Source organism: Streptomyces eurocidicus, from assembly GCF_002891295.1.
GTDB lineage: Bacteria > Actinomycetota > Actinomycetes > Streptomycetales > Streptomycetaceae > Streptomyces > Streptomyces eurocidicus.
This window is the reverse complement of record NZ_LGUI01000004.1, coordinates 355308-378247: the sequence shown is the minus strand read 5'-3', so window position 1 is coordinate 378247 and position 22940 is coordinate 355308. Positions and strand designations below refer to the sequence as shown.

The following is a 22940-nucleotide window of genomic DNA, read 5'->3' as shown; positions in this document are numbered from 1 at the left end:
GTGGGAGTGGATGGGCGTGGAGACTCCGGGGTCGCAGTCGTCGCTGCACCGGGCCAATCTCGAGCGGGTCGTGCGCGCGGTGCGCATGGCGGGTTCGCTGACCCAGGCTGAGATCGCCCGGACCACGGGGCTGTCGGCCGCCACCGTGTCCAATATCGTGCGGGAGCTCAAGGACGGCGGGACCGTCGAGGTCACGCCCACCTCCGCCGGCGGGCGGCGGGCCCGTAGCGTCTCGCTGTCCGGGGACGCCGGGGTCGTCGTCGGTGTCGACTTCGGGCATACACACCTTCGGGTGGCCATCGGGAACCTCGCCCACCGCGTGCTGGCCGAGGACGCCGAGCCCCTCGATGTCGACGCCTCCGCCGCGCAGGGCCTGGACCGGGCCGAGCGGCTGGTCAGGCGGCTGATCGAGGAAGCGGGGATCGACCCGGCGAAGATCGTCGGGGTGGGGCTGGGCGTGCCCGGGCCCATCGACGTGGAGAGCGGCACGCTGGGGTCGACCTCGATCCTGCCCGGCTGGGCCGGCACCAATCCCCGTGACGACCTCGCCGCCCGCCTCGGCGTGCCCGTCCACGTCGACAACGACGCCAACCTCGGCGCCCTCGGCGAGCTCGTCTGGGGGGCCGGGCGCGGGGCCGCCGATCTCGCCTACATCAAGGTCGCGAGCGGTGTCGGCGCGGGCCTCGTCATCAATGGGCAGATCTACCGCGGTCCCGGTGGCACCGCCGGGGAGATCGGGCACATCACCCTCGACGAGTCCGGGCCCGTCTGCCGCTGCGGCAACCGCGGCTGCCTGGAGACCTTCACCGCCGCCCGGTACGTGCTGCCGCTCCTTCACTCGGCCCACGGCACCGATCTGACCGTGGCCCGCATGGTGCAGCTCGCCCAGGACGGCGACCCGGGCTGCCGGCGTGTGATCGGCGACGTCGGCCGGCACATCGGCAGTGGCGTCGCCAACCTCTGCAACCTCCTCAACCCCCGCCGGATCGTGCTCGGCGGCGATCTCGCGGAGTCCGGCGAGCTCGTCCTCGGGCCCATCCGGGAATCCGTCTCGCGCTACGCGATCCCCAGCGCCGCACGGCAGTTGGAGGTCGTACCGGGCGCCCTCGGCGGCCGTGCCGAGGTGCTGGGCGCCCTCGCGCTCGTCCTCAGCGAGATGGGTGATTCCAGCCTTCTGGACCAGCTGCCGCCGACCGTCGCGCCCGCCCTCGCCTGACCGGCGGGCCGCTACCGCCTTTCGGTCCTTCCAGGGGCCTTCGCGGCGCGGCGCGGCCCCATCTTGAGTTCACGCAGATAACGAATGGCATCGTTGCCATCTCGTTAAGGATTTACTTCTTGACGCTCCTCTGGCGGCCGAGTTGACTTCCAGCCACCTCGGCCGCAACGACGCGGCCTCGTCAGGGAGGTATCTGCAAGTGAACACGCATCTGCGTCGTGCAGCCGTGGCCGTGGCGGCCGTTTCGATGGCCGCCGGGATCGGCGCCTGCGGGAAGGCCAAGGAAGCCGGTGACGGCGGTGGCGGCAAGAAGGAAGGAAAGGCCGCGCTCACCATCGGCCTCCTTCTGCCGGAAAACCAGACCGCGCGTTACGAGCGCTTCGACAAGCCGCTGATCGAAAAGAAGATCAAGGAATTGGCGGGCTCGGACACCACGGTTCTCTACGAGAACGCCAAGCAGGACGCCTCCGTCCAGCAGCAGCAGGTCGACACGATGATCACCAAGAAGGTCGACGCGCTGATCGTCGACGCGGTGGACGCGAAGTCGATAGCGAGCTCCGTGAAGAAGGCGAACGACAAGGGCATCCCCGTCGTCGCGTACGACCGGCTGGCCAAGGGCCCCATCAAGGCGTACACCTCCGTCGACAACGAGCGCGTCGGCAAGATCCAGGGCGAGTCCCTGCTCAAGGAGCTCGGCGACAACGCCGCCAAGGGCGAGATCGTCATGATGAACGGCTCCGTCACCGACCCCAACGCCAAGATGTACAAGGACGGTGCCCACTCCGTCCTCGACGGCAAGGTCAAGGTCGGCAAGGAGTACGACACCAAGGAGTGGAAGCCGGAGAACGCCAACGAGAACATGAAGGGCGCCATCTCCTCGCTGGGCAAGGACAAGATCGTCGGCGTCTACTCCGCCAACGACGGCATGGCGGGCGGCATCATCACCGCCCTCAAGAGCGCCGGCTTCGACAAGCTCCCGCCGGTCACCGGCCAGGACGCCGAGCTCTCCGCCGTCCAGCGGATCCTCTCCGACGAGCAGTTCATGAGCGTCTACAAGCCCTACAAGCCCGAGGCCGACGCCGCGGCCGAGATGGCCGTCGCCCTCGCCCGGGGCAAGGCCCTCGACGGCGTCGCCAAGTCCACCGTCGACAGCGGCACCGCCAAGAAGGTCCCCGCCATCATCGTCACCCCCTTCGCCCTCACCAAGGCCGACATCGGCCAGTACGTCGGCAAGGAGGGCTTCTTCAACCTGGACGAGATCTGCACCGCGAAGTACAAGGCGCAGTGCGACAAGGCCGGACTGAAGTAAGCCCCACAGCTGCCGCCCCCGGGCGGCGAAGGAGATGATGAACGTGTCCGCTACGCCCGTGCTGGCGCTGCGCGGGATCTCCAAGCGGTTCGGTGCCGTCCAGGCGCTCACCGACGTGGAACTGGAGATCCACCCAGGCGAGGTGGTCGCCCTGGTCGGCGACAACGGCGCCGGGAAGTCCACCCTGGTCAAGACCATCGCCGGGGTCGGCCCCGCCGACGACGGGGTGATCGAGTGGGAGGGCCGGCCGGTCACCGTCGACCGGCCGCACACCGCCCAGGAGCTCGGCATCGCGACCGTCTACCAGGACCTCGCGCTCTGCGACAACCTCGACGTCGTCGGCAACCTCTTCCTCGGCCGGGAGATCGTCCGCGCCGGGGTGCTGGACGAGGTCGAGATGGAGCGCCGCGCCCGCGAGCTGCTCGCCACCCTGTCCATCCGGATCCCCAGTGTCCGGATCCCCATCGCCTCGCTCTCCGGCGGGCAGCGGCAGACCGTCGCCATCGCCCGCTCGCTGCTCGGCGAGCCCAAGGTCGTCATCCTCGACGAGCCCACCGCGGCGCTCGGCGTGGAGCAGACCGCGCAGGTCCTCGACCTGGTCGAACGCCTTCGCGAGCGCGGCCTCGGGGTCATCCTCATCAGCCACAACATGGCCGACGTGAAGGCCGTCGCCGACCGGGTCGCGGTGCTCCGCCTCGGCCGCAACAACGGCGTCTTCGAGGTGGCCCACACCTCCCAGGAAGAGATCATTTCCGCCATCACCGGTGCGACCGACAACGCTGTCACCCGCCGTCAGTCCCGTGCGGAGGGGAAGAAATGACCACGGAGAACACCACCGGCACGGCCGGTAACGGCCAGGCGGCCGCCCACGACGCCGTCCCCGCCGTCGACCCCCGCCTCCTCGTCCGCGAGGAGGGCTTCGCCGGCTACTGGAGCGAATTCGGCCGGAAGCTCCGCAGCGGCGAGCTGGGCTCGCTGCCCGTCGTCGTCGGCCTGATCATCATCGGCATCGTCTTCCAGCTGCGCGACTCGGCCTTCCTCGGCGCGGAGAACCTCTCCAACCTCTTCGTCACCGCGGCCGGCACCGGCCTGATCGCCGTCGGCATCGTCTTCGTACTGATCCTCGGCGAGATCGACCTCTCCGTCGGCTCGGTCAGCGGGCTCGCGGCCGCCGTCTTCGCCGTGCTCAATGTGAACCACGGCATGCCGGAGTGGCTCGCGCTCGTCCTGGCGCTCCTCTCCGGCGCCGTCATCGGGGCCCTCCACGGCTTCTTCTTCGCCCGCATCGGCGTCCCCGCCTTCGTGGTCACCCTGGCCGGTCTGCTGGGCTGGAACGGCCTCATGCTCCAGGTGCTGGGCTCCAACGGCACCATCAACCTCGACGACTCCGGCCTGGTCGCCGGCCTCACCAACCACTACTTCACCGACATCTCCGCCGCCTACGGGCTGGCGACGGTGGCCGTGATCGTGTTCTTCGCGGTCTCCCTCCGCGACAGCCGGCGCCGCGAGGCCGCGGGCGTCCCCAGCCGCCCGCTCAGCGAGATCGCGCTGCGCACGGCGGCGCTGGCCGTGCCCGCCTATGTGGTGGCCTGGCTCTTCAACCAGTACAAGGGCCTGCCGCTGGCCGTGGTGATCTTCCTGGGCGTCGTGGTGGCCCTGGACCTCGTGCTCCGGCGCACCTCGTACGGGCGCAGGGTCTTCGCCCTCGGCGGCAGCGTCGAGGCCGCCCGGCGCGCCGGTATCAATGTCTCGGCCGTCCGGATCTCGGTCTTCGCCCTCTCCGGGACGATGGCCGCGCTCGGCGGGATGTTCCTGGCCTCGCAGATCAACGCCGCGAACCAGTCCTCCGGCGCGGGCAGCCTGCTGATGAACGCCATCGCGGCGGCCGTCATCGGCGGCACCAGCCTCTTCGGCGGGCGGGGCAAGACATGGTCCGCGCTGCTGGGGGTGCTGGTGATCCAGTCCATCGCCTCCGGGATGGCGCTGCTGGGGATCGCGTCGGCGGTGCAGTACATGATCACCGGTGCGGTGCTGCTCGCGGCGGTGGTGATCGACTCGGTCTCGCGGCGTACGCAGAAGACGGCGGGGCGGGCCTGAGGGCCGAGTGGGCCTGGTGGGGGCGGGTGGGGTTTTCCCCTGCCCGCCCCTTCCCGAATGTCCTCAAACGCCGGACGGGCTTGATCGCGACCCTGTCCGGTTGCGGCGAAACTCCCCGTGGGGAAAGATCCACCGGTCTACGCCGATCGCGTGACATACCTCGCGGCACCCGTTCACCCGCATCGCGGGCGGAACATTAGACTCGACAGACCGGCAAGGCTCGACAGCTCGAACGCTTAAGGAGGCACGGGTGGCGCTGCTATCCCGCATCAGGGGACCGCGCGATCTGGACCGGCTGAGCCCGGAGCAGCTCGATCAGCTCGCCGCGGAGATCCGGACCTTCCTCGTCGACGCCGTGTCGAAGACCGGTGGGCACCTCGGGCCCAACCTCGGGGTGGTCGAGCTCACCATCGCCATGCACCGGGTCTTCGAGTCGCCGAAGGACAAGGTCCTCTTCGACACCGGGCACCAGTCGTACGTGCACAAGCTGCTCACCGGCCGCCAGGACTTCGCGCGGCTGCGGGCGAAGGGCGGCCTGTCCGGCTACCCCGCGCGCGAGGAGTCCGAGCACGACATCATCGAGAACAGCCACGCCTCCACGGTCCTGGGCTGGGCCGACGGCCTCGCCAAGGCCAACCAGGTGCTGGGCCGCAAGGACCACGTCGTCGCCGTGATCGGTGACGGCGCGCTCACCGGCGGTATGGCCTGGGAGGCGCTGAACAACATCGCCGTGGCCAAGGACCGCCCGCTCGTCATCGTCGTCAACGACAACGAGCGCTCCTACGAGCCCACCATCGGCGGCCTCGCCAACCACCTCGCCACCCTGCGCACCACGGACGGCTACGAGCGCTTCCTGGCCCGCGGCAAGGACCTGCTGGAGCGCACGCCGGTGCTCGGCAAGCCGCTCTACGAGACCCTGCACGGCGCCAAGAAGGGCCTCAAGGACTTCATCGCCCCGCAGGGCATGTTCGAGGACCTCGGCCTGAAGTACGTCGGCCCGATCGACGGCCACGACATCGAGGCCCTGGAGTCCGCGCTGCAGCGCGCCAAGCGCTTCGGCGGCCCGGTCCTGGTGCACTGCCTCACCCAGAAGGGCCGCGGCTACAAGCACGCCGAGCAGAACGAGGCGGACCGCTTCCACGGCATCGGCGCCATCCACCCCGACACCGGCCTGCCCCTCGCCTCCTCCGGCGCCAGCTGGACCTCCGTCTTCGCCGACGAGATGGTAGAGCTCGGCAAGGAGCGCGCGGACATCGTCGCCATCACGGCCGCGATGATGCAGCCGGTCGGCCTCGGCAAGTTCGCCAAGGCGTTCCCCGAGCGCGTCTACGACGTCGGGATCGCCGAGCAGCACGCGGCGACCTCGGCGGCCGGTCTGGCGACGGGCGGTCTGCACCCGGTCTTCGCGGTGTACGCGACCTTCCTCAACCGTGCCTTCGACCAGGTCCTGATGGACGTCGCCCTGCACAAGTGCGGTGTGACCTTCGTGCTGGACCGGGCCGGTGTCACCGGCGACGACGGCGCCTCGCACAACGGCATGTGGGACATGTCGATCCTCCAGGTCGTCCCCGGCCTGCGGATCGCCGCCCCGCGCGACGCCGACCAGGTGCGCGCCCAGCTCCGCGAGGCCGTCGAGGTCAAGGACGCCCCCACCGTCGTGCGCTACTCCAAGGGCACCGTCGGCCCCGCCGTCGAGGCCGTCGGCCGCGTCGGCGGCATGGACGTGCTGAGGAAGCCCGCCGAGGGCGTGGAGCGCCCCGACGTCCTCATCGTCTCCGTCGGCGCCCTCGCCCCGATGTGCCTGGAGATCGCCGACCTGCTCGACAAGCAGGGCATCACCTCGACCGTCGTCGACCCGCGCTGGGTCAAGCCCGTCGACGCGGCCCTGCCCGGCCTCGCCGCCGAGCACCGCGTCGTCGTCACCGTCGAGGACAACGGCCGCACGGGCGGCGTCGGCGCGGCGGTCTCCCAGGCGCTGCGTGACGCCGACGTCGACCTCCCGCTGCGTGACTTCGGCATCCCGCAGCGCTTCCTCGACCACGCCTCCCGCAAGGAGGTCATGGCCGAGATCGGGCTGACCGCCCCGGACATCGCGCGCCAGGTCACCGGCCTGGTCGCGAAGCTGGACGGGCGTTACGAGGAGGTCTCCGGCACGGACGAGGTCGTGGCCGAGGCGGCCCGCGACTGACCTCCCCGCCACCGGCACCGGCTTGCTCCACGGGCCGGCCGGACCACCTATCCGGGTGGTCCGGCCGGCCCGTACGCATACCCCCCACCGCGTCCCATCGGGTGAATCCTGGCCCCCGTGGCCGGGCCCACCCCGGTACGGACCGGATCATCGCGGACACTCGCCCAGTTCACGGACGAACGGACGGGCGACGGCCGAGAGAGATCCGAGACAGGTGGAGGTGGGCCGATGAGCACGGAACAACCCCTCCGGAACAGCCGCGGCGGGCGCGGCGTCTTCCGGACCAAGACGGTGGAACAGTCCATCCGGGACACCGAGGAGCCCGAGCACGCGCTCAAGAAGTCGCTCACCGCCCTCGACCTCACCGTTTTCGGCGTCGGTGTCGTCATCGGCACCGGGATCTTCGTCCTCACCGGCAAGGTCGCCAAGGAGAACGCCGGCCCCTCGGTCGCGCTCGCCTTCGTCCTCGCCGGCGTCGTCTGCGGGCTCGCGGCGCTCTGCTACGCCGAATTCGCCTCCACCGTGCCGGTCGCCGGTTCCGCGTACACCTTCTCGTACGCCTCCCTCGGCGAGCTGCCCGCGTGGATCATCGGCTGGGACCTGATCCTGGAGCTGGCGCTGGGCTGCGCCGTCGTCGCCGTCGGCTGGTCCGGCTACATCCGCTCGCTGATGGACAACGCGGGCTGGCACCTGCCCGTGAGCCTGGAGGGCACCCACGAGGGCCGCTTCGGCTTCGACATCCTGGCGTGCGCCCTCGTGCTCGTCCTCACCGCGATCCTCGTCCTCGGCATGAAGCTGTCCTCACGGGTGACGACCGTCGTGGTGGCCATCAAGGTCACCGTCGTCCTGATCGTGATCGTCGTCGGGGCCTTCTTCATCACCGGCTCCAACTACGAGCCGTTCGTCCCCCACTCCCAGGACACCACGGCCGGCAGCGACATCAAGGCGCCGCTCATCCAGCTGATCTTCGGTTTCGCGCCGTCGAACTTCGGCGTCATGGGCATCTTCTCCGCCGCCGCGGTCGTCTTCTTCGCCTTCATCGGCTTCGACATCGTGGCCACCGCCGCCGAGGAGACCCGTAACCCCCAGCGCGACGTGCCGCGCGGCATCCTCGGCTCGCTCGCCATCTGCACGGTCCTCTACGTGGCCGTGTCCATCGTCGTCACCGGCATGCAGAAGTACAGCGACCTCTCCACGGACGCGCCGCTCGCCGACGCCTTCAAGGCCACCGGCCACCCCTTCTGGGCGGGGCTGATCAGCTTCGGCGCCGCCGTCGGCCTCACCACCGTCTGCATGATCCTGCTGCTCGGCCAGAGCCGGGTGTTCTTCGCCATGAGCCGCGACGGGCTGCTGCCCAGGATCTTCTCCCGGGTGCACCCGAAGTACGGCACGCCCTACCGCTCCACGATCCTGCTCGGCGTCGTCGTCGCCGTGCTCGCCGGTTTCACCTCGATCGACGTCCTCGCCGAGCTGGTCAACATCGGCACGCTCTTCGCCTTCGTCGTCGTGGCCCTCGGCGTCGTCCTCCTCCGCCGCGCCCGCCCCGATCTGCCCCGGGCCTTCCGGACCCCGTTCGTCCCCGTCGTGCCCTTCCTGTCCGTGCTCGCCTCCCTGTGGCTGATGCTCAACCTCACCGCCGAGACCTGGCTGCGGTTCGCCGTGTGGATGGTCATCGGCGTCGTCGTCTACTTCGTCTACGGACGCGCGCACAGCCGCGTCCCCTGACGGTCCCACCGCCGGGCGGGCCCTGAAGCGGCGCCCGCCCGGCGGCACCTCCCGGCCGTACCCCGGCCCCGGGGGAGACCGCGGACCGCCGCCCGAGGACGCACCACCCTAGGTTGACCTGCATGCCCGTCGCACAGCGCGCAGCCGTACCGGCCGGCACCCCCGTCCCGCACGCGCGGCCCCCCTACGAGCACGGGCCCGCCGTGCCCCCGGGCCGCGGCCGGTTCTGGCGCCGCCTGCTGCCCGCGCTGGCCTGTCTCGCCCTCCTCACCCGGCTGCCGTCCTTCGCCCGCCCCCTGTGGAACCCCGACGAGGGCTTCCTCGCCACCGAGGCCCGGATGCTCGGCCAGGGCGCCGTGCTCTACCGCACCGTCGTCGACCGCAAGCCGCCCGTGCTGCCCTGGCTGTACGAGCTGTGCTTCGCGCTCTTCGGCGACGGCTCGCTGCTGCCGGTCAAGGCCCTCGCGGTCCTCGCCCAGCTGCTGACCGCCGTGCTGCTGGCCTCCCTGGCCCGGCGCCGCTGGGGCGAGCGGGCCGGTCGCACCGCCGGGTCGCTCTACCTCCTGGCCTCCGTCTGCCTCGCCCCCGAGGACGCCCAGGCGGCCTGCTTCGAGGTCTTCATGGTGCCGTGGACGGCGGCCGCCGTGTGGTGCGCCGACCGGTCCCGCTGGGGCGCGGCCGGGCTGGCGGTGGCGGGCGCCATGCTCACCAAGCAGACCGGGGGAGCGGTCCTCGCGCCCGTACTCCTGCTGCTCTGGACCGGGCGCGGGCGCGGGCGCGCGACGGGCGCCGCGGCCCTGGCCCTCGGCGCCGTCCTGCCGGTGGCCGCCGTCGCCTGGCTCACCGGGCCCGCCCGGCTGCTGTTCTGGTCGGTGACCGGTTCGGGCACCTACGCGTCGGTGGCCGGCTCGGTGCCGCTCGCCGTCGACCGGGCGGCCGCGGGCGCCTCCGTCGCCGCGGCCGGCTGCGCGGGCCTGCTCGTCCCGGTCGGCGCCCTGGTCCTCGCCCGCCGCCGCGCCGCCCCGCCCGAGCTGTGGGTATGGCTCGCCGCCTCCGGCGTGGCCGTCACCACCGGCTTCCACTTCTTCGGGCACTACTACCTCCAGCTGATCCCGCCGCTCGCCCTGCTCGCCGCCTCCGCGCTGTGCTCGCTGCCCCGGCGGGTGCTGCGGACCGCCGTGGGCCTGTCCGTCCTCTCCTGCGGGTACTTCCTGGGCTGGGGGCTCGCCGACGACCCGCCCGACCTGCCGCACTCCCTGAAGGTCGCCCGGGCCGTCCGCGAGCGCACCCGGCCGGCCGCCCGCGTCCTGTTCTGGGGCATGCACCCCGAGCAGTACTGGCTGGCCGACCGCCGCCCCGCGGGGCGCTTCCTGACGGCCGGGCTGCTCACCAACTACAGCGGCGGGCGCGGCCCTTCCCGGGTCGGCGAGGCGTACGGGGTGCCCGGCTCCTGGCCGGTCTTCCGCCGCGAGCTGGCCGACCGGCCACCGGAGCTCGTCGTCGACGACTCGCGCGGCAAGCCGTACGCGCCGGGGCGGCTGCCGTCGCTGCGGGCGGCGCTGACGCGGTCGTACGAGCGGGTGGGGGCGGTGGACGGAGCGGTGCTGTACGCGTGGCGGGGCCGGGAGGCCGCCTCCGGCGCGGGGCCGGTCCCGCGGCCGGCGCGGTAGGCCGGTACGGGGGGCCACCGGCCCGCGATTCCCGGTACGGCGGCCGTCAGGCCCCGCGCGGGATCACCGGCGTACCGACCTCGGCCCCAGGACCTCCGCGCCCAGGGCGCGGACGCGCTCCCGCAGCTCGCGGTCCGCGGTGACCACCACACAGCGCCGGCCCGGGTCCCGCGCCGCCACCAGTTCCACGATCCGGTCGTCGCCACTGCCGCCGGCGGCCTCGACCCGCACGCCCGGCACGGACGCCACGCCACGCGCGGCGCCCTCGACCACCAGCACCACCTCCGCCGCCTCCACGGGCAGCGCCGGGCCGCCGGCCGCCGCGTCGGCGGCCAGCCGGTCCCGCAGCCGCTCGGCGGCGCCCCGGCGGTCGCGCCACCATCCGTCGGGCACCGAACCGACGACATTCGCGGCATCCACGACAAGCAGTGCGGTCATTCCCACAGCCTCGCACGCCCGGCACGCACGGAAGTTCCCGGGTACCCACGATGTTATTGTCGAGGGTCGACAAACGGGTCTCGCGCGGAGCGCGCGGGACCCGCGTGCGAGAAAGGCTGGCAGCGAGTCATGGCAGTGCGTACGGCCACCCCGGTCACCGGCTGGCTACTGCGGGGCGGTGACGGCCGGCTGACGGCCTACGCGCCGACCGAGGGCGGTGTCGTGCGCTGGACCGAGACCCGGCCGGGCGGCCCCGAGTGGTCCGGCCCGGAGCTGCTGCCGGTCCCCGGCCTGGAGCCCTACCTCTCCATAGCGCGGAGCGCCCAGGGCTACGTCTCGCTGGTCGGCGTGCGCAAGCGCGTCGTCCCGGGCGACGAGGGCGAGCGGACCGAGACCGAGGTGGTCTACGCGACGCAGTTCCAGCCCGGCCGGCAGCCCACCAACTGGCGGTCGCTGGGCACCCCGCACGGCCCGGACCGGCAGCGCGCCGAGCAGATCGGCGTGCCCGCCGCCGCCGTGGACCGGCACGGCCTCAACGTCTTCGTGCGCAACTCCGGCGGCGGGGTGTGCGGCCGGCGCCAGGACGCGCGCGGGATCTGGGGCCCCTGGCAGGACATGAAGGGCAGTCACGTCCTGGACAGCCTCTCGGCCGGTGTCACGGCCGGCGGGCGGGTCGAACTCCTGGCCCCGGCGGCCGAGTTCGTGCTGCGCTGGCGGCAGGAGCAGCCGGGCGGCCCGTTCCGGCGTATCCGCAACGTCCCGGGCAAGCCCGCCGCGGCCTCCTCGACGTCCGCCCCGACCGGCGACGACCGGATCACCCACTTCTGGCGGGAGGACGGCGACTCCTCGCTGCGGGTCCTGCCGCCCGAGGCGGCGGAGGAAGCGGCCGCGGAGGACGCCGAACCCGAGAGCGTCTCCCTGGGGACGATCGGCAGCGGGCCCGTCGCCGTGCTCCGTACGGTCCTCGACGGCCACGACTGCACGGTCCTGGCCCAGCGCGCCCCCTCCGGGCTGCCCGCGGTGGCCGCGTTCCCCAGCGGGGACGAGACGGTGGAGCCGGTCTGGTCGGAGACGGGCGAGGAATTCGCGGGCGCGCCGGCGCTGGCGCGGGACGCCCGGGGACGGGTGGTCGTGGCGGTGCTCGGCATGGACGGCCACCTGCGGGTGGCGCGCCAGCGGACGTCCGAAGCCGGTCTGGCGCTGGGGGACTGGGAGCGGATCTGAGGTCCGGCGCGCCGCTCTCCTGGCGCCTTGCTTCCTGGCGCCTTGCTTCCTGGCGCCTTGCTCTCCTGGCGCCTTGCTCTCCTGGCGCCTTGCTCTCCTGGCGCCTTGCTCTCCCGGCGCCCTGCTCTCCCGGCGCCCTGCCCTCCCGGGGCTCCGCCCCGGGCTCCGGTCCTCAAGCTCTCCCGGCCACCTCCCCGAGCTACCGCTGGGGGTGCCCCCGGATGTGCCCCCGGACGGGCCGAATCAGCCCGTCCGGCGTTCGAGGACACCGCGCGGCGGCGCGGAAAGCACCCGTCAGCCAGCCCCCGGCCACGGGCAGCGGCAGGCCCGGCCCTCCACCGTCACAGCCGCTTCGCGCTGCGCAGCCCCGTGGCGTAGAAGCCGTTGCCGTCCAGCCGGGCCGTGCCGCCCTTGTCGCCGAACGTCGGGCCGTTGGCCTCCTCGCGGCTGGAGATGAAGCGCGGCTTGCCGTCCGTGTCCAGGCCCATGTAGATGCCGACGTGGTCCAGCCGGTCGCCGGTGCGGCGGTCGATGTCGAAGAAGACGAGGTCGCCCGGCTGGAGCCGGTCGGTGGCCGCGGGGCGCTTGCCCGTCAGCTCCAGGACCGGGACGCCGGGGGAGAGGCGGGCCATGCCGTTGGCGGTGCGCGGCAGGCCGTCGCCCTTCACGTCCTTGCCCATCAGGGGGTAGCGGGCGCGGAAGCCGAAGACCGTGCGCACGAAGCCCGAGCAGTCCATGGCCCGCAGCCGCTTGGCCTCGGGGTGCTCCACGGTGCCGTCCCGGAAGGTGTACGGGATGCCCAGGTAGTCGTAGAAGTCCGACTCCTCCAGGCGCATGTCGCCCGCCTCCGAACCGCCCGGGTTGAGCGGGCCGAACTGGGCGTCGCCCGCGTACACGAGCCCCTGCGCGTCCTTCTTCTGCGGGGCGCCCTCCAGGTATTCCATGGAGAAGGCGAAGATGTCGGGGTCCTTGCTGCCCAGGGACTTCCCGAACCACTCGGTGAACCAGGCGGCCTTCTCCGAGCCCTCCTTCCACTGCTGCGGCAGCAGCCGCACCCAGCTGTCCGTGGTCACCTTCGCCGAGGTGTACTTCGGCTCGGTGAAGGTACGGCTGGGGCCGGTGAGGACCGCGGTGCGGGCGCCGTCGGTGAAGGTGGCCAGCACCGCGCCGTCGCCGGCCCGGACGACCGTACGGGCCGGGTTGGCGAGCCGCTCGAAGCGCCGTTCGCCGGTCGCGGCCTTGGCGCCCGTGGTGGGGCCGGAGCCGCTCACGGACCGCACCGGCGGCGCGGCCTCCGGCCGCTGGTCCCGCAGCTCCACGGTGAGGTACGCGCTGGCACCGAGCAGACCGGTCACGACCAGCGCGTGCACCGCGCGGCGGCCGGTCAGGCTCTGCTTCTTGCGGGCCTTGGTCTTCGGGCTCATCAGGCGGCGCTCCGTGAGGGTAAGGAGGGTCGGACGGGTCAGGCGGTCGGCATGAAGCCGAGCAGGATGCCGGCGGTGAGGACGACGTAGTTGGCCAGCGAGACCGTGCCCGTGGCCAGCAGCGTCGCGCCCTTCGGCTGGCGGACCAGCTGATAGGCGATCAGTCCCGGGACGATGAAGCCGAGGGTCTGGTTGGCGTACATCAGCGGGAACTGCTGCTGGAGGATGATGTGCAGGGTCGCCTGGAGCACCACGCCGGTGAGCACGACCGCGGCGAACAGCCGCTTGCCGTAGAGGATCACGTACCGCTGGAGCAGCAGCGTCGACAGGTACGTCAGCACGGTGATGCCGACGACCATGGCCGCGCGCTGGAGGTCCTCGACCAGGGTGAGGGCCAGCCAGCCGGGGGTGATCATGCCGCCGGGGGAGAGATTGGTCGTCAGATAGCAGACCAGCGAGAACAGCAGACCCAGGGCGATCCCGATGGCGGCGATCTCCGGGGTGAGGACGGCGGGGATCAACGGAAGTCTCCTGTGTGCTCTATGTAGGTCGGGACATACACGGGGGGCTGCTCCGGCTCTTCGGCCTGCGCCGGCTCGTCCGCCGGCAGCTCGGCCAGCCGTTCCAGCAGCAGCTCGCCCTGGCCGTGGATGTTGCCGATGGCGACCAGCGAGGCGCCCGGGCCGAGCCGGCCCAGGATCTCGCGCTCCAGTTCGGCCGGGTCGCGGCGGTCGCCGCCGAGGTCGACGACGCGGTCGCGCCACCCGTCGGGGATCGCGTCGGCGGCGCTCTTGGTGGGGTGGCCGATGAGGAAGACCGTGTCCGGGGCCAGCCGGGGGACGATCTCGCCCATCTGCCCGTTGCGCTCGACGCGGTCGGGACGGCAGTTGATCAGGACGTGCAGCGGCCGCTCGATCGCGCCGAGGCTCAGCAGCTGCTCGACGTTCATCAGCGTCGACTCGGGGTCGTTGGCCGCGAAGACGTTGGCGAAGCGGAACGGCACGCCCTCGGGGGTGCGGTAGCGCTCCACGGACAGCACACCGGGGTCCGGCGGCGCGTCGTACATCCCCCGCAGCGCGGTCTCGCGCCCGACGCCCAGCAGCTCGGCCACGGCCAGCGCGATGGCGACGTTCTCCTTGAACGTGAACCAGCTGAAGCCGCGCAGCTCCGCGTCGGTGACCGTCTCCGGGTCCACCGCGATCAGCCGGCAGTCCCGCTTGGCCGCCTCCTCCCGGAGGATGTGCAGCCGGTCGACCTCGGCCGTCACACAGATCCCGCCGTGCGGCATGGACCGGCTCAGCGACCGGGCGACGTCGTCCAGGGTCGGGCCCATCTCGGCGAGGTGGTCCTCACGGACGTTGCACAGCACACCGATCGTGGAGCGGATCAGCTTGGTCTGGTTGACCTCCTGGAGCGCCGGCATCACCGCCATGCACTCGATCACCAGGGCGTGCGGGCGGTACGCGGCGGCGCGCCGCACGATGCCGATCTGCTCGACGACGTTGGCGATGCCGAACTTGCGGTAGACCGGCTCCTCGGTGGCGTCCGGGTGGATGAAGCGCGCCGCGGTGCCGGTGGTCTTGGCGACCGTGACCAGCCCGCCGCCGCGCAGCGCGCCCGCGCACAGCCGGGTGATGGAGCTCTTGCCCCGGATGCCGTTGATCAGCACCCGGGTGGGGATCAGGTCGAGGTTGGTGAAGTGCCGGCGCTGCTCGATCACCCCGGCGACCAGCACGATCGCACAGCAGATCACCAGGACCGTGTAGAGGAAGAGCACGGGTCAGTTCCTTCCGGAGGGTCGTGCCAGCCGCTGCCGGATCAGCTCCAGGTTGCGGACGACGGCGCCGACCTCGTCGTGGTGCTGCGGGAACAGCACGGTCTTCCGGTCGCCCGCGGCCAGCGCCTCCGCCTGGCCGGCGAGCGCGCGCAGCGGGCGGATGACGATGATGTGCAGCCAGCCCAGGCAGGCCACGGCGGCGGTCACGCCCAGCAGGCCGGCGAGCATGGTGTGCCGTTCGGCGGTGTACTCGGGCAGCTTCAGCCAGGACGTCGGCTGCTCGCTGACGACCTGCCACTCCAGCCCCTTGACCGCGCCGCCGCCGGTGAACGGGGCGGCCGCCGCGAGGGAGGCGGAGCGGGCCGAGCGGTGCAGGACCGCCTTGCCGTCGCTGTCCTTGCGGGCCTTGGCGGCGAGGGTGTCGAGGTGGCCGCCGGGCAGCTTGCCGAAGGCGCGGAAGCCGTGCGGGCGGTCGGCGGCGATGACGCGGTGCTTCTTGTCGACCAGCCAGACCTGGCCGAGGCCCGGCCGGGTGACCATCGAGATGAGGAACTGCGGGTCGTACTCGCCGACGACGGTGCGGCCGTCGCCGTCCGGCACCGCGGCGTACGCGGCGACGGCCGGCTCCTTGCCGGAGGTGTTGAGCTGGGCGACGGAGTCCGGGTACGGCTTGCGCCCGGCCGGGTGGCGGGGGGAGGCGCCGGCCCGGGCGAGGACCTTGCCGTCGCCGTCGAGGACGTAGACGGCGCGGTAGCGGGGGTGCTCGCGCAGGGTCGTCTCCAGGACGGTCCTGTCGGCGGCGGCGTCCTTGGCTGCGTCCTTGGCCGTGGCCTTGGCGTCCTGGGCCTCCTGCCGGGCCTCCTTGTCGTCCTTCGCGGGCTCCTTCGGGCCCGCGCCGACGATCTGCGCGACGGAGGCGACGTCCGCCCAGCCCTCGTTGAGCGCCTTGCGGACCCGGTCGGCGGCGGTGTCGGTGCGCCGCCGCTGGTCCTCGACGAGCTGCTTGGGCACGGTCACGGAGCCGCCCGCGCGGTTGAGCAGCAGCAGGAGCGGCGCGGCCCAGGCGAGCAGCAGCACCCCGCAGACGATGACCGTGCCACGGGTGCCGAAGCCGCCCCGGGCCCGGCCGGTGCGGGTGGGGCGGTCGCCGAGGCTCTGGCGGCGCAGGCTCTCCAGGGCGGCGCCGATCCGGGCGGGCTCGCGCCCCCGGAAGCGCCGGACCGGCCGGTCGAGTTCGCCGCGGCCGAGCCTGCGGCTCTCCAGGTACAGCTGGAGCAGCGGCCGCTGGACCGTACGCATCAGCACCCAGGTCACGACCAGGGCCAGGACCAGCAGCACGCCCGCCGCCACCAGCCCGAACGCCTGTGTGCGGACGGCCGCGGGGTCGCCGGTGACCTTCACCGACGTGATCACCGAGAGGCCGAGGCCGCCCGCGGGGCTGTTCTCGCCGGGCGCGCGCCCGGCCGCCGCGTAGCCCACCGCCGTACGGCGGTCGCCGTCGCCGCCCGTACGGGCCATCAGGTGGCCGCTGGCGCCCGGGTGGCCGCCCGGCTCGGGGGTCCTGGTGAAGTCGGAGGCCGCGGTCCGGGCGGCCTGCTTGGCCCAGGACGTGCGCGCCACCGGCGGCCCGTCGCTGGCGAGCACCGTGCCGGCCGAGTCGACGACCAGCAGGGAACGGTTCTCGCCGGTGGAGATGCCGGGGACGTTGAGGGTGCCGGAGGCGACGAGCAGCCGGGGCCGGTCGCCGCCCCCCAGCGGGGCCGTGACCAGCATGCGGGTCTCGCCCGAGCGCAGCCGCACCAGCTGCGGGGCGGGGGCGGTCGGCTTGCCGTCCTTGCCCTTGTCGCCCTCCGGCGCGCCCTTGACGTCCTTGAGGAGGGAGGCGAGCGGGATGTTCTCGCCGCGCGCGGCGAGGAGGGTGCCGTCGGCCGGGTCGATGACGGCGGTGCCGCGCCACTTGTTGTAGACCTTGCCGAGCTTGTCCAGGGCCGTGTCGGCCGTCACGGGCCGGGAGCCCGAGAAGAGGGTCGCGGCGCGCTGGAGGTCGGTGACGCTCTCGTCGAGGGAGGCCCGCAGCGACAGGGCGCCGTCCTCGGCCACCCGCTGCTGCGAGCCGAGTATCGCCGTGTCGGTGCCCGCGTGGTCGCGATCGCCCAGCACGAGGGCCGTCGCCCCGGCCACGGCCAGCAGCAGTGCCAGCAGCGCGGCTATCGGCGGCCGGGCGCCACCGAGCAAGGGCATGTCGGCGCGACGGCGTATCTTCCGCCGACGTGTGCCGCGCGAAGCGGACAACATGGTTCCTTTCGACCGCGGCACGGTGTTGCCGGGACGACGGGAGGGGTGGAGTTGTCTGCGGCGCGTGCGGGTGGTACTTAGGTGGGCGCCCAGAGGGGCAAGGGCCGTTGAATCCTAAGCAATAATTAAAGCGTTTCCAAAATTTCCGTGGCGACACACCCCATGTGCGTGCACCTACCGGGGACTTGACGTATGGGGCGATGGGCGCGCTGTGCCAAGTCGAATGCCTGAAGGGGTATTTTTACCGACATGAGACTCACGCCGGACGGCGTCCGCGCCCTCGCGCTGCTCGCGGTGCTCACACTCGTGGGACTCACGGGCTGCTCCTCCCCGTCCGGCTCCGGCGCGCCCACCACCACGCCGGCCCGCGTCGGCACGCCGAGCCCCGTCGACCTCCGGCAGTGGATCACGGAGTTCACCGACCGCATCACGCCGGGAGGGCACTACCGGGTGCCCGGCGAGCGCGACCGCCGGGCCGTCGCCGACGGCGTCCGCGCCCTGCTCGACGGCCACCGCGCGACGGCCGAACGGGCCCTGGCCGAGGTCGGCTACGGCGTACGGGCCCTCGTCGACCGGGACAGCGGGCAGCAGGTCGCCGAGATCGCCGACACCACGGCGGACGGCGAGGCGCGGCGCGGCTGGGGACGGGTCTACGTGGACCTGCGCGGCCCGGCCCGCTGGCAGGTGCAGGTCCCGCACCCCACGGCGGACCTGCGCAGCGAGCAGCTCGGGATCGGGCTGCTGCGGGCGGCGCCCGGGGGCGTCCTGATCCTGGCGGGTGCGCACCGGGCGGCGGCGAGCGACGCGTCGGGCGGGGCGGACGACACGGGCGCGTCGGACGTGGCCGACGTGGCGCACCGCCGGGACTCCGTCTTCGCCGCCGTCTCCGACGCGCTCGCCGACCGCAAGCTCCCGGCCGTCCAGGTGCACGGCTTCGCCGACAGCAGCCTGCCCGACGAGGACGTCGTCGTCTCGACGGGCAAGGGCGACGCGGGCCTCCGGTGGGCCCGCCGCCTGTCCGGGGCCCTGCGCGCGCGGGAGCTGCGCGTGTGCGAGGTGTGGGAACGGTACTGCGGCCGCCTGGAGGGCCGCACGAACGTCGAGGGGGACCACGCGGCGGCGGTGAAGGTGCCGTTCCTGCACGTGGAACACAGCAGGCGCGTACGGGGCGACGACGTGCTGGTGGAGAAGGCGGTACGGGCGCTGGCGGAGGTGGCGGGGGAGTGGGGCGCGGGCTCGCGCTGAGCCGCCGCCGGGTCACTTACCCGCCTTGTGCAGGAGCTGGGTGACCGGCTGATCGGTCGCCGCGTACATGGTCTTCATGCCGTAGGGCTCCTGCTCCGACTCGGAGAGCGCCTCCCGGCCCGCCGTAGGCCAGCGCGTGGAAGGCGTCCGTCAGCCTCACGCGCAGGAGGACGGCCGCCGACGCGAGGAGCCCGAGCGCCATGACGGCGCCCGTGGCACGCCTGCGCCACGGGCGGTCCGGCCAGTCGTCCCGGTCCGCCGGCCAGAGCACGCGCGCGCGGTCGCCGAGATCGGAGTCCCGGGGTACTCCCGCCCGGCCCAGCACCCGGCGCAGCTCCCGCTCCGACCAGGCGCTGCCGACGGCCTTCCCCCCGGCGGACACGGCCCTCAGCCCACGGCCGTCCGGGGCGTGCACGACGACGAAGGGATGACTTCTCATGGCGCCACGATCGCGGCCCGGCGCGGGGGACGCATCCGGAGAACGACCCCGGTCCGCCCCGCCGTGACGGGCCGCCACGGCACAGGCCGCCGGGCCGGGCCGTCGCCCCCGGATTCGGACACGCCGAAGCGCCGAGCGGGTTCCGACCAACCCGCCCGGCGCTCCGGGGACTCCGGCGTTACGCCGGCACGCTCGCCACACCCGGCGCCAGGAAGCGCCGGCCCGCCGCGCGCTCGGAGACGCCCTCGCGGTCCAGGTACGGCGTGATGCCGCCCAGGTGGAAGGGCCAGCCCGCGCCCGTGATCAGGCACAGGTCGATGTCCTGCGCCTCGGCGACGACACCCTCGTCCAGCATCAGGCCGATCTCCTGCGCGACGGCGTCCAGGACCCGGTCGCGCACCTGCTCCTCGGTCAGGACGACGTCGCCCTGCTTCAGGAGCGCCGCGACCTCGGGGTCCAGCTCCGGCTTGCCGGAGTCGTAGACGTAGAAGCCGCGCTTGCCGGCCTTGACCACGGCGGCCAGGTTCGGCGAGACGGTGAAGCGGTCCGGGAAGGCGCGGTTGAGCGTCTCGGAGACGTGCAGCCCGATCGCCGGGCCGACCAGCTCCAGCAGGACCAGCGGCGACATCGGCAGACCGAGCGGCTCGACGGCCTTCTCGGCGACCGCGACCGGCGTGCCCTCGTCGATGACGTTCTGGATCTCGCCCATGAAGCGGGTCAGGATGCGGTTGACGACGAACGCCGGGGCGTCCTTCACCAGCACCGCGGTCTTCTTCAGCTTCTTGGCGACGCCGAAGGCCGTGGCCAGCGCCGCGTCGTCGGTCAGCTCGCCGCGCACGATCTCCAGGAGCGGGAGGATCGCGACCGGGTTGAAGAAGTGGAAGCCCACGACCCGCTCGGGGTGCTTGAGCTTCGACGCCATCTCGCTGACGGACAGCGAGGAGGTGTTCGTGGCGAGGATGGTGTGCGCGGGCACGACCGCCTCGACCTCGGCGAACACCTGCTGCTTGACGCCCATCTCCTCGAAGACGGCCTCGATGACGAAGTCCGCGTCGCCGAAGGCGGCGGCCTTGTTGAGGGAGCCCGTCACGGACGCCTTGAGGCGGTTGGCCTTGTCCTGGCCGATGCGGCCCTTGGCGAGCAGCTTGTCGATCTCGCCGTGGACGTAGCCGACGCCCTTGTCGATCCGCTCCTGGTCGATGTCGGTCAGCACGACCGGCACCTCGAGGCGGCGCAGGAAGAGCAGCGCGAGCTGGGAGGCCATCAGACCGGCGCCGACGACGCCCACCTTGGTGACCGGGCGGGCCAGCGAGCGGTCCGGGGCACCGGCCGGGCGCTTGGCGCGCTTCTGCACCAGGTTGAAGGCGTAGATGCCGCTGCGCAGCTCGCCACCCATGATCAGGTCGGCGAGGGCCTTGTCCTCGGCGTCGAAGCCGGCGGCCAGGTCGCCGTTCTTCGCCGCGGAGATGATCTCCAGCGCGCGGTAGGCGGCCGGGGCGGCGCCGTGCACCTTGGAGTCCGCGACGAACCGGCCGCGCTCGACGGCCCGGTCCCACGCCTCGCCGCGGTCGACCTCGGGGCGGGAGACCTCGGTCTCGCCGCTGAGCACGGAGGCGGTCCAGAGCAGCGACTGCTCCAGGAAGTCCGCGCCCTCGAAGAGCGCGTCGGCGATGCCCAGCTCGAAGACCTGCTTGCCGCGCAGCTGCTTGTTCTGGCTGAGCGAGTTCTCGATGATCACCGAGACCGCGCGGTCCGCGCCGATGAGGTTCGGCAGCAGGGTGCAGCCGCCCCAGCCGGGGACCAGGCCGAGGAAGACCTCGGGCAGGGAGAAGGCCGGGATGGCCTTCGAGACGGTCCGGTAGGTGCAGTGCAGACCGACCTCGACGCCACCGCCCATGGCCGCGCCGTTGTAGTACGCGAACGTCGGCACCGCCAGCGACGACAGCCGCTTGAAGACGTCGTGGCCGCCCTTGCCGATGGCCAGCGCGTCCTCGTGGCGGGCGAGCAGCTCGACGCCCTTGAGGTCGGCGCCGACCGCGAAGATGAACGGCTTGCCGGTGACGCCGACGCCGGTGATCTTCCCGTCCCGGGCCTCGGCCTCGACCTGGTCGATCGCGGCGCTCAGGTTCGCCAGCGACCGGGGGCCGAACGTGGTCGGCTTGGTGTGGTCCAGGCCGTTGTCCAGGGTGATGAGCGCGAAGGTGCCCGCGCCCTTGGGCAGGTCGAAGTGGCGCACGTGCGCCTGGGTCACGACCTCACCCGGGAACAGCTCTGCCGCACCCTTCAGAAGTTCCGCGGTGCTCACTTGCTGCCTCCGTCGAAGTGCGGGTTCTCCCAGATGACCGTTCCGCCCATGCCGAGGCCGACGCACATTGACGTCATGCCGTAGCGGACGTGCGGCTGCTCCTCGAACTGCCGGGCCAGCTGCGTCATCAGACGCACGCCCGACGAGGCCAGCGGGTGGCCGAACGCGATGGCGCCGCCGTACTGGTTGACGCGCGGGTCGTCGTCCGCGATGCCGTAGTGGTCCAGGAGGGCCAGCACCTGCACCGCGTACGCCTCGTTCAGCTCGAACAGGCCGATGTCGTCGATGGTCAGGCCCGCCTTGGCGAGGGCCTTCTCGGTCGCCGGGATCGGGCCGTAGCCCATCACCTCGGGCTCGACGCCCACGTAGGCGTAGGAGACCAGGCGCATCCGGATCGGCAGACCCAGCTCGCGCGCCGCGTCCTCGGAGGCGATCAGCGAGGCGGTGGCGCCGTCGTTGAGGCCGGAGGCGTTGCCCGGGGTGACCCGGCCGTGCGGGCGGAAGGGGGTCTTCAGGTTGGCGAGACCCTCCATGGTGGTGCCCGGGCGCATCGGCTCGTCGGCCGTGACGAGGCCCCAGCCCAGCTCCCCGCCCTCGGGCGTGGTGCGGCGCACGGAGATCGGCACCAGGTCGGCCTGGATCTTGCCGTCGGCGTACGCCTTGGCGGCCTTCTCCTGGCTGCGGACCGCGAACGCGTCCGCGCGCTCCTTGGTGAGCTGCGGGAAGCGGTCGTGCAGGTTCTCCGCCGTCATGCCCATGACGAGGGCGGAGTCGTCGACCAGCTTCTCCGACACGAAGCGCGGGTTGGGGTCGACGCCCTCGCCCATCGGGTGCCGGCCCATGTGCTCGACACCGCCCGCGAGGGCGACGTCGTACGCGCCGAAGGCCACGCCGCCGGCGACGGTCGTCACGGCGGTCATCGCGCCGGCGCACATCCGGTCGATGGACATGCCGGGCACGGTCTGCGGCAGGCCCGCGAGCATGCCGGCCGTGCGGCCCAGGGTCAGGCCCTGGTCGCCGATCTGCGTGGTCGCGGCGATGGCGACCTCGTCGATCTTGGCGGGGTCCAGGTTCGGGTTGCGGCGCAGCAGCTCACGGATGCACTTGATGACGAGGTCGTCGGCGCGGGTCTCGTGGTAGATGCCCTTCGGGCCCGCCTTGCCGAACGGGGTGCGGACGCCGTCGACGAAGACGACGTCCCTAGCGGTACGAGGCACGTTGGCTCTCCTCCATGTGCGGGATCGCTGCGCGCGGGCACGCCGGTACGGCTCCGCCGCGGTGCGGGCTGACAACCGCCATGCTACTTACGGGTAACTAGGTTGCCCAGCCCCCCTGGCGGGAGCGGCGAAGGTCACATTCCGTGTGCGGTCGCGACCGGGGCGGTTCGGCACCGCCGGGTTCCCCGGTGGGGGGGGCGACCGCGGCGGGTTCGGCACCGCCGGGCGCCGTGCGGCGGGCCGAGCGCCGTCGCGGCGCGGCAAAGGGCCCCTGCCCCGCCCCTTCCCGTTTCCTGGGGGCAAGCCCCCAGACCCCCGAGGGGGCCGGGGTGTAGCCCCGGGAAACGGTTGAGAGGGCGGGGCAGGGGCCC

Annotated in this window: 16 protein-coding genes; 9 read left to right on the top strand and 7 right to left on the bottom strand. The window is 72.7% G+C overall.

Going from position 1 to position 22940, the window contains the following annotated elements:
- Positions 1 to 16: 16 nt before the first annotated feature.
- From AF335_RS15755 to AF335_RS15725, 7 genes are all read left to right on the top strand, one after another.
- The gene (locus tag AF335_RS15755; protein ID WP_102919252.1) at positions 17 to 1216 is read left to right on the top strand and encodes an ROK family transcriptional regulator; all 1200 of its coding nucleotides are present in this window, start codon (positions 17 to 19) and stop codon (positions 1214 to 1216) included.
- A gap of 199 nt (positions 1217 to 1415) precedes the next feature.
- Positions 1416 to 2525 carry a substrate-binding domain-containing protein gene (locus AF335_RS15750; protein ID WP_184743316.1) on the top strand — a complete coding sequence of 370 codons (1110 nt, stop codon included), beginning with the start codon at positions 1416 to 1418 and terminating at the stop codon, positions 2523 to 2525.
- A gap of 34 nt (positions 2526 to 2559) precedes the next feature.
- A complete protein-coding gene (locus AF335_RS15745; protein ID WP_102919014.1) occupies positions 2560 to 3345 on the top strand; it encodes an ATP-binding cassette domain-containing protein in 786 nt (261 codons plus the stop codon).
- Positions 3342 to 4622: a sugar ABC transporter permease gene (locus AF335_RS15740; protein ID WP_102919013.1), complete on the top strand. Its 1281-nt coding sequence runs from the start codon at positions 3342 to 3344 to the stop codon at positions 4620 to 4622. The genes AF335_RS15745 and AF335_RS15740 overlap by 4 nt, the downstream gene beginning before the upstream one ends.
- A 250-nt stretch (positions 4623 to 4872) precedes the next feature.
- A complete protein-coding gene (gene dxs / locus AF335_RS15735; RefSeq protein ID WP_102919012.1) occupies positions 4873 to 6810 on the top strand; it encodes a 1-deoxy-D-xylulose-5-phosphate synthase in 1938 nt (645 codons plus the stop codon).
- A gap of 228 nt (positions 6811 to 7038) precedes the next feature.
- Positions 7039 to 8535 (top strand): amino acid permease, encoded by a 1497-nt coding sequence (locus AF335_RS15730; protein ID WP_102919011.1) that lies wholly within the window; start codon positions 7039 to 7041, stop codon positions 8533 to 8535.
- Between the two features lie 122 nt (positions 8536 to 8657).
- Positions 8658 to 10205 carry an ArnT family glycosyltransferase gene (locus AF335_RS15725; protein ID WP_102919010.1) on the top strand — a complete coding sequence of 516 codons (1548 nt, stop codon included), beginning with the start codon at positions 8658 to 8660 and terminating at the stop codon, positions 10203 to 10205.
- A 63-nt stretch (positions 10206 to 10268) separates the two neighbouring features.
- On the opposite strand, the gene AF335_RS15720 is transcribed toward AF335_RS15725, so the two are convergent.
- Positions 10269 to 10643, bottom strand: a complete 375-nt coding sequence (locus tag AF335_RS15720) for a PIN domain-containing protein (protein ID WP_102919009.1) — start codon at positions 10641 to 10643, stop codon at positions 10269 to 10271.
- A gap of 129 nt (positions 10644 to 10772) precedes the next feature.
- Here AF335_RS15720 and AF335_RS15715 point away from each other — a divergent pair, with 129 nt between their 5' ends.
- Positions 10773 to 11867, top strand: a complete 1095-nt coding sequence (locus AF335_RS15715; RefSeq protein ID WP_146045534.1) for a PLL family lectin — start codon at positions 10773 to 10775, stop codon at positions 11865 to 11867.
- Between the two features lie 341 nt (positions 11868 to 12208).
- Here AF335_RS15715 and AF335_RS15710 read toward each other — a convergent pair whose 3' ends face one another.
- The 4 genes from AF335_RS15710 to AF335_RS15695 are packed head-to-tail and all read right to left on the bottom strand — an operon-like array spanning position 12209 to position 17309.
- Entirely contained in the window at positions 12209 to 13291 is a 1083-nt protein-coding gene (locus AF335_RS15710; RefSeq protein WP_102919007.1) for a C40 family peptidase, read from the bottom strand.
- A 38-nt stretch (positions 13292 to 13329) separates the two neighbouring features.
- A complete protein-coding gene (locus AF335_RS15705) occupies positions 13330 to 13812 on the bottom strand; it encodes a poly-gamma-glutamate biosynthesis protein PgsC/CapC (RefSeq protein ID WP_087925693.1) in 483 nt (160 codons plus the stop codon).
- A complete protein-coding gene (gene pgsB, locus AF335_RS15700) occupies positions 13809 to 15068 on the bottom strand; it encodes a poly-gamma-glutamate synthase PgsB (protein WP_102919006.1) in 1260 nt (419 codons plus the stop codon). The genes AF335_RS15705 and pgsB overlap by 4 nt, the downstream gene beginning before the upstream one ends.
- 3 nt (positions 15069 to 15071) lie before the next feature.
- Positions 15072 to 17309, bottom strand: a complete 2238-nt coding sequence (locus AF335_RS15695) for a HAMP domain-containing protein (RefSeq protein ID WP_102919005.1) — start codon at positions 17307 to 17309, stop codon at positions 15072 to 15074.
- A 303-nt stretch (positions 17310 to 17612) separates the two neighbouring features.
- On the opposite strand from AF335_RS15695, the gene AF335_RS15690 reads away from it, so the two are divergent.
- A complete protein-coding gene (locus AF335_RS15690; RefSeq protein ID WP_102919004.1) occupies positions 17613 to 18608 on the top strand; it encodes a hypothetical protein in 996 nt (331 codons plus the stop codon).
- Positions 18609 to 19225: 617 nt separating this feature from the next.
- Here the strand turns inward: AF335_RS15690 and AF335_RS15685 are convergent.
- Both AF335_RS15685 and AF335_RS15680 read right to left on the bottom strand, forming a co-directional pair.
- Positions 19226 to 21352, bottom strand: a complete 2127-nt coding sequence (locus tag AF335_RS15685) for a 3-hydroxyacyl-CoA dehydrogenase NAD-binding domain-containing protein (RefSeq protein ID WP_102919003.1) — start codon at positions 21350 to 21352, stop codon at positions 19226 to 19228.
- A complete protein-coding gene (locus AF335_RS15680) occupies positions 21349 to 22569 on the bottom strand; it encodes a thiolase family protein (protein WP_102919002.1) in 1221 nt (406 codons plus the stop codon). The genes AF335_RS15685 and AF335_RS15680 overlap by 4 nt, the downstream gene beginning before the upstream one ends.
- Positions 22570 to 22940 lie beyond the last annotated feature (371 nt).

Bases quoted from the DNA above. Each gene is read 5' to 3' on its own strand.
- AF335_RS15745 (WP_102919014.1), top strand. From the start codon at position 2,560: ATGATGAACGTGTCCGCTACGCCCGTGCTGGCGCTGCGCGGGATCTCC.
- AF335_RS15740 (WP_102919013.1), top strand. From the start codon at position 3,342: ATGACCACGGAGAACACCACCGGCACGGCCGGTAACGGCCAGGCGGCC.
- AF335_RS15730 (WP_102919011.1), top strand. From the start codon at position 7,039: ATGAGCACGGAACAACCCCTCCGGAACAGCCGCGGCGGGCGCGGCGTC.
- AF335_RS15725 (WP_102919010.1), top strand. From the start codon at position 8,658: ATGCCCGTCGCACAGCGCGCAGCCGTACCGGCCGGCACCCCCGTCCCG.
- AF335_RS15720 (WP_102919009.1), bottom strand. From the start codon at position 10,643: ATGACCGCACTGCTTGTCGTGGATGCCGCGAATGTCGTCGGTTCGGTG.
- AF335_RS15715 (WP_146045534.1), top strand. From the start codon at position 10,773: ATGGCAGTGCGTACGGCCACCCCGGTCACCGGCTGGCTACTGCGGGGC.
- AF335_RS15710 (WP_102919007.1), bottom strand. From the start codon at position 13,291: ATGAGCCCGAAGACCAAGGCCCGCAAGAAGCAGAGCCTGACCGGCCGC.
- AF335_RS15695 (WP_102919005.1), bottom strand. From the start codon at position 17,309: ATGCCCTTGCTCGGTGGCGCCCGGCCGCCGATAGCCGCGCTGCTGGCA.
- AF335_RS15690 (WP_102919004.1), top strand. From the start codon at position 17,613: ATGAGACTCACGCCGGACGGCGTCCGCGCCCTCGCGCTGCTCGCGGTG.